General features: G+C 66.6%; 1 protein-coding gene. It reads left to right on the top strand.

The window, feature by feature from the left end:
- The first annotated feature begins 98 nt into the window (after positions 1 to 98).
- A complete protein-coding gene (locus D7X12_RS41750) occupies positions 99 to 605 on the top strand; it encodes a DoxX family protein (RefSeq protein ID WP_120630595.1) in 507 nt (168 codons plus the stop codon).
- Positions 606 to 629 lie beyond the last annotated feature (24 nt).

A 629-nucleotide genomic window follows, 5' to 3' on the forward strand; every position in this document is an offset into this window, starting at 1 on the left:
GTATAAGAGACAGGCCGGAGGGGCGGAGGCATCGCAACGTAAGGGGCACTTCACCCCGCGGACGATCGCGTCCGCGCGTTCGGATGAGGAGAGCACCCATGAACGTGACGATGCTGAACGAACAACCGTCGTTGCTGAAGTCGGTCGCGCTGCTGCCCCCGCGTCTGTCGTTGGGGGCGACGATGATCCAGCACGGCGTCGCGAAGCTGAAGAAGGACAGCCTGGAGCAGAACGCGGGCATGTTCGAGCAGCTGGGCATCAAGCCGGGGAAGCCGTGGGTGCTGGCCACGGGCATCACGGAGCTGGTGGCCGGGGTGAGCTCCATCCTGGGCATCGCGACGCGGTTCACCGCCCTCTCGGTCATCGTGACGCAGGCGGTGGCCATCGCGAAGGTGCACGCGAAGAACGGCTTTGACGTCACCAAGGGCGGGTATGAGTTCAACGTGGCGCTCATCGCGATCGCGTTGGGGACGTTGATGCGCGGGCCGGGGCGGCTGTCGCTGCACAGCGCGCTGGAGCAGCGGGTGAAGCGCAAGGAGCTGAGGCGTTTCCGGCTGTTTCCGAAGCAGCGCCGGGGTTCGGTGTTGCTGGACGCGCTGGGGTAGGCAGGAGGGGGATGGGGCCTGGAG

The sequence above is a fragment of the Corallococcus sicarius genome, assembly GCF_003611735.1.
In the GTDB taxonomy this organism is placed as follows: domain Bacteria; phylum Myxococcota; class Myxococcia; order Myxococcales; family Myxococcaceae; genus Corallococcus; species Corallococcus sicarius.